This is a genomic window from Streptomyces sp. CC228A (assembly GCF_021390935.1).
In the GTDB taxonomy this organism is placed as follows: Bacteria; Actinomycetota; Actinomycetes; order Streptomycetales; family Streptomycetaceae; genus Streptomyces.
In genome coordinates, this window is record NZ_JAJPUI010000023.1 from 1 (window position 1) to 5,558 (window position 5,558).

2 protein-coding genes and 3 pseudogenes are annotated in these 5,558 nt (G+C 75.7%); 3 read left to right on the forward strand and 2 right to left on the reverse strand.

The features are described from left to right. Positions 1-850: serine/threonine-protein kinase (locus L6E17_RS30290; protein ID WP_236243806.1), on the reverse strand; the 850-nt coding region annotated here is incomplete at its 3' end. Positions 851-1,115: 265 nt separating this feature from the next. On the opposite strand from L6E17_RS30290, the gene L6E17_RS30295 reads away from it, so the two are divergent. From L6E17_RS30295 to L6E17_RS30305, 3 genes and pseudogenes are all read left to right on the forward strand, one after another. Beyond that, positions 1,116-2,000: a hypothetical protein gene (locus L6E17_RS30295; protein WP_236243807.1), complete on the forward strand. Its 885-nt coding sequence runs from the start codon at positions 1,116-1,118 to the stop codon at positions 1,998-2,000. Continuing rightward, positions 1,997-4,233, forward strand: a pseudogene (locus L6E17_RS30300) (bifunctional serine/threonine-protein kinase/ABC transporter substrate-binding protein). The gene L6E17_RS30295 and the pseudogene L6E17_RS30300 overlap by 4 nt, the downstream one beginning before the upstream one ends. A 4-nt stretch (positions 4,234-4,237) precedes the next feature. After that, positions 4,238-4,954, forward strand: a pseudogene (locus L6E17_RS30305) (serine/threonine-protein kinase); the annotation flags it as partial. Here the strand turns inward: L6E17_RS30305 and L6E17_RS30310 are convergent. Then, positions 4,930-5,558: pseudogene (locus L6E17_RS30310) on the reverse strand (aldehyde dehydrogenase family protein); the annotation flags it as partial. The pseudogenes L6E17_RS30305 and L6E17_RS30310 sit on opposite strands and share 25 nt — an antisense overlap.

Below are 5,558 nucleotides of genomic sequence, written 5' to 3' on the forward strand. Positions count from 1 at the left end.
CCCGCCGGTGCCGTTCGATCTCCTCGCTCCAGCTCCGGGGCAGCCAGTCCTCGCCGCCCCGTGCACGGGGGCGTTCGGCGAGGTGCCGCTGGCAGTGGGCCAGGACGTCCGCGGGGCCCGGCCGGGCGGCGGGGTCCAGCGCGAGGCAGGGCAGGACCAGCGGCTCCAGTTCCCGGGGGAGCCCGGTCAGGTCCAGTTCGCCGCTCGCCGTGCGTACGAGCTGCTCCAGCGCCGGGCCGGTGCCGCCGTCGCGGTAGGGGGCGCGGCCCGCGGCCAGGTGGAAGAGGGTCGTCCCCAAGGAGAACACGTCGGACGCCTGGGTCGTCGGCTCGCCCCGCGCCTGCTCGGGGGACGCGTACAGCACCGTGCCCAGTGCGGCGTGGGTGCGGGTGGCGTCGTGGGCCTGGGAGATGCCGAAGTCGATGACGCGCGGGCCGTCCAGCGGCAGCAGGACGTTCGACGGTTTCACGTCCCGGTGCACCAGCCCGGCCGCGTGGATGCTCAGCAGCGCCTCCGCCATGCCCGCCGCCACCCAGTGCAGCGCGCCCGGCCCCAGCACGCCGCACCGGTCGACGAGGTCGCGCAGCGACGGGGCCGGTATGTACTCCGTGGCCATCCACGGCACGGCGGCTTCCGGGTCGGCGGCGACCACGCTCGCCGTGTAGACCCCGCGTACCCGCTGGGCGATCCGGACCTCGCGGGCGAAGCGCCGCCTGTCGTCGGCGGCGGTGAGCAGCGTCTTCACGGCGACGGTCCGGCCCCCCGGGGACCGGGCCAGCAGGATCCGCCCCATGCCTCCACTGGCCAGCTCTTCGAGCACCACGTACGGGCCGAAGCGCTCCACCGTCATCCGTGCCCCCCTGTCAGCGAGGCCCCCAGTATGGGTGACGTCCCGTCATGCCCCCGGCGCGGCCCGTCCGGCGGCTCCCGGGTGCCCTTCCGGGTGGGTGCGGGGCCCGCGGCGGCTCGCGGGTGAGGCGCGGGCGGTAGCGGTACCGTTCGGGCACACACTCGCGACGAGGTCACCGGTTCGCCCCAATGAGGTTGCGGGCAGGCCCCGTTGGTGGTGCCGCGGCGTACGATCTGCTCACGAGTCGGTGGATCCGTGACCGTGCGTGGGGGAGATCGTGGCGGACTCTGGGAGAAGACTGCTGCGCGCCTGCGGCGCCCTGTCGGCAGCAGCCCTGGTGCTGGTGGCGGGCTGCTCCGGCGAAGGCGGCGGGACGGCCGGCGGCACGGCGGGCAAGCCCCCGAGCGCCGGGACGGGCACCACCGGCGCGTCCTCGCCGCCCCCGGCGGAACCGCCCGCGTCAGGACCGCCCGCGTCAGAACCGTCCACGGCTGCGCCGTCCGCCCTCGACTTCACCCCGGACCCGGGACGCGCGCCCAAGAACGCCGCCGAGGCACGCCGGATGGCCCTCGCCATCGTCGCCGGACCGGAGGCATGGGGCGCCGACTACGTCAAGCGCTCCCCCCACCTGAGCCCCGACGGCTACTGGCCGGTCCTCGGCGGCGACTGCACCTGGCGTGCCGGCACCCGGCCCGCCACGGTGCTCCACAGCGTCACCGCCCGCAGTGAGGTTCCCGCTTCCGCGGAGCGGGCCGCGCTGCGGGTCGCGGCGACCGTCACCGTCCATCGCACGGAGACCGACGCCGACTGGGAGATGGCCCGGACGCTGGAGGAGGCCCTGCGCTGTCCCGCCCAGACGCTCAGCCCGGGGGAACGGGTCACGGCCCTGCGGTCCATCGGCAGCCCCTTCGGCACCGGCGGCAACTTCACGGCCACCGACTCGCTCGGTGAGATGGGCACGTACCACTCCGCGGCCTTCAAGGGCGGGCAGAAGTACGCGTGGTTCCAGTCCCGCGTCGGCCAGGTGACCGTCGCCGCCGTCGTGAAGGGCGCGCCCGGCCACGGCGAGCAGGAGGTCGACCACGCCCAGGTGCAGGCGCTCGTCGCCATGACCGACCGGGCCAAGGCGCAGTTGGAGGCCCCGCAGTGAACGGAACCCCCGCGGCGGGAAGCGGCGCGCGGCCCGAGGGCGCCCTCCAGCCGCTGCTGCCCGCAGACCCGTCCTCCCTCGCCGGCTACCGCCTCCTGGGCCGGCTGGGCGCCGGCGGCATGGGGGTGGTCTTCCTCGGCCGCACCGCGAGCGGCGAGCTCGCCGCCGTGAAGGTCACCCACGCCGACCAGGCGGACCAGGCCGATTTCCGGGCCCGCTTCCGCCGCGAGGTGGAGGCCGCCCGCCGGGTGGCCAGCCCGTGGGCGGTGCCGGTCACCGGCGCCGATCCCGACGCCCCCGAGCCGTGGATGGCGACCGCCTTCGTGCCCGGCCCCTCCTCGGCGAGGCCGTCCGCGCGCACGGCCCGCTGCCGGAGCGGAGCCTTCGGGTCCTCGGCGGCGCCGTCGCCCGCGCCCTGGCCTCCGTCCACGAGGCGGGGCTCGTCCACCGCGACGTCAAGCCGGGCAACGTCCTGCTCGCCGTCGACGGGCCCCGGCTCATCGACTTCGGCATCGCCCGTGTCGCCGGCGAGACGGGGCTGACCTCCGCCGACATGGTGGTGGGGACGCCCGGCTTCCTCGCACCGGAGCAGGCCGCGGCCCGCACCGCCGGCATCGGCCCCGCCGCCGACGTCTTCTCCCTCGGCTGCCTCCTCGCCTACGCGGCGACCGCACGCCCCCCGTTCGGCACCGGCACCCTGGACGCCCTGCTCTACCGCACGGTCCACGACGAGCCGGACCTCGCCGGCGTGCCGGAGCCGCTGCTCCCCCTCGTACGGCAGTGCCTCGCCAAGGACCCGGCCGACCGGCCCTCAGCCGCGGAGGTCGCGGACCGCCTCACCGCGGACGTCGACGCCGGGTCCGCGGACTGGCTGCCCGCACCGGTCGTCCGCACCATCGCGGAACGCTCGGCGCGGATGCTGGCCCTGCCCGACATCGACCCGACCGAGCCGGGAGCACGGTCAGAGGACCGCCGGGGGCCGTTCGGGAGGAGGAGGTTCCTGCTGTCCGCGGGCGGAGCCGTCCTGGCGGCCGGCGGCGCTGCCGGCATCTGGGCCCGCTACGGCCGGAGCGGCGCGGGCGGTGGCGCGAAGACGGGCTCCGGCGCCCGGGAGCGCCGCTGGGTCATCGGCGTCCACGCGGACCTCACCGGCCCGGCCCGGGCCGTCGGCCGGGCGCAGGAACAGGGTGCCCGGCTGGCCGTCGAACTGTTCAACGCCCGCCCCCGGTCGGGCGGCAGCTCGCGGAAGCGCCCCTTCACGCTCGAACTGAAGGTGTCCGACGACCAGGGCGACCCGTCCAAGGCCCTGGCCGCGGCCCGCGCCCTCACCACCGACCCCGACGTCCTCGCCGTCCTGGGCCCGACCTCCGACTACCCCGGTCAGGCCGCGATGCCCGCGTACGACGAGGCCCGCATGCCCGTCGCCACGGTCTCCGCGGGCCTCAACCTGCTGGCCGCGGGCGATCTGAGGACCCTGGTGCGGGCCATCCCGTCGCACCCCAAGGCCGGCAACTGGATCGGCTTCCACGTGCTGCACCAGGGCAGTACCCGGCCCGGGCTCGTGCACGACCGCACCGACGACGTGTACGGCTGGCAGTACATGGGCGGCGCCGACTGGGCCGTCCGGTACGAGAACGCGGCCGGCCCGTACCACCGGGTGGTCCCGGCCGGCACGACCGACTACCGGACCGTGATCCGGGACATGCTCGACCACGGCATCGACGCCTACGTGCACTGCGGTGTCACGGAGACGGCCGTGCTGGCCGCCCGCGCGCTGCACGAGGCCGGGTTCACCGGGCCGCGGGCCACCGGCCAGCAGGTCTTCGACGACCAGCGGTTCGTCCGGGAGGCCGGCGCCGCCGCGGAGGGCTGGGCCATCGGCGCGCCTGCCGCGGACCCGGCGGCCCTGCCCTCGGCGGCGGCGTTCCGCACCGCCTACACCCAGCGCTTCGGCGCCGCGCCCGCCCCGTATGCGGGAGAGGCATTCGACGTGGTGAACCTCATGATCGGCGTGGTGGCGGCGGCGGCCGCGGCCGGGCCCCGGCCCGAGCGGGCGCAGACGGCGCGGGCCCTCCTCGCGGCGGAGTACAAGGGCGCGATGGGCGCGTACTCCTTCGACAAGTCGACTCGCGAGGTCAACGGCGTCGGCACCTACATGTACGTGGTCAAGGGCGGCCGGGTGCGCTACGCCGGCGCCGCCCCCCTCGGGCCGCCCGGGACGAAGGGGGCCTGAACCCGTGCGGCCCCTGCACCGGTCGGACCCCTCGACGATCGCCGGCTTCCGGCTGCTGGGGCGGCTCGGCACCGGCGGCATGGGGGTGGTCTACCTCGCCCGGTCCGGTGGCGGCGCACTCGCCGCGGTCAAACGCATCCGGGCGGAGTACGCCGCGGACCCCGGCTTCCGCGAGCGGTTCCGGCGGGAGGCGCGCACCGCCGAGCGGATCACCGGCCGGTGGGTGGTCAGGGTCCTCGGCGCCGATGCGGAAGCCCGTGAACCGTGGCTCGCCACCGAGTTCGTGCCCGGCCCGTCGCTCGACGAGGCCGTCGCCCTGCACGGCCCCCTGCCGGAGGCCGCCGTGCGGGCGCTGGGCGCCCGGCTCGCCGACGCCCTCGCCGGGATGCACGACGCAGGGCTCGTCCACCGCGACGTGAAGCCCGGGAACGTGCTGCTCGCCCTCGACGGCCCGCGCCTGATCGACTTCGGCATCGCCCGCAGCACCGACGCGACGGCGCTCACCGCCACCGGCGCGCTGATCGGGACACCGGGCTTCCTGGCACCGGAGCAGGCCGGGCTCGCGGGGTACGGGGATGCCGGCCCGGCCGGGGACGTCTTCTCCCTCGGCTGCGTCCTCGCTTTCGCGCTGACCGGCCGCCGCCCCTTCGGTACGGGGATGGCGGCCGCGGTGGTGTACCGCACCGTGCACGAGGAGTGGGTGTTGATCCACACGCAGCCGAAGTCGAGGGCCTTGGACATGCGCATCGCACGGGCGTGGTCCTTGGTCCACACGGAGGACGCCAGCGCGTACTCGACGCCGTTGGCGTACTGGACGGCCTGCTCCTCGTCGCGGAAGGACTGCACGGTGATGACCGGGCCGAAGACCTCGTTCTGGACGATCTCGTCGTCCTGCCGCAGGCCGGAGACGACGGTCGGGGCGTAGAAGTAGCCCTTGTCGCCGACGCGGTGGCCGCCCGCCTCGACCTTGGCGTGCGCGGGGAGGCGGTCGATGAAGCCGGTGACCTGGGCCAGCTGGTTGGCGTTGTTGAGCGGGCCGTAGAGCACGTCCTCGTCGTCCGGCAGGCCGGTCTTCGTCTCCGCGGCGGCCTTCGCGAGGGCGGCCACGAAGTCGTCGTGGATCGACTCGTGGACGAGGACGCGGGTGGCGGCGGTGCAGTCCTGGCCGGCGTTGAAGAACCCGGCGACGGAGATGTCCTCCACGGCCTTGTCGATGTCGACGTCCTCGAAGACGACGACGGGGGCCTTGCCGCCGAGCTCCAGGTGGACGCGCTTGACGTCCTTGGCGGCGGACTCGGCGACCTGCATGCCGGCGCGTACGGAGC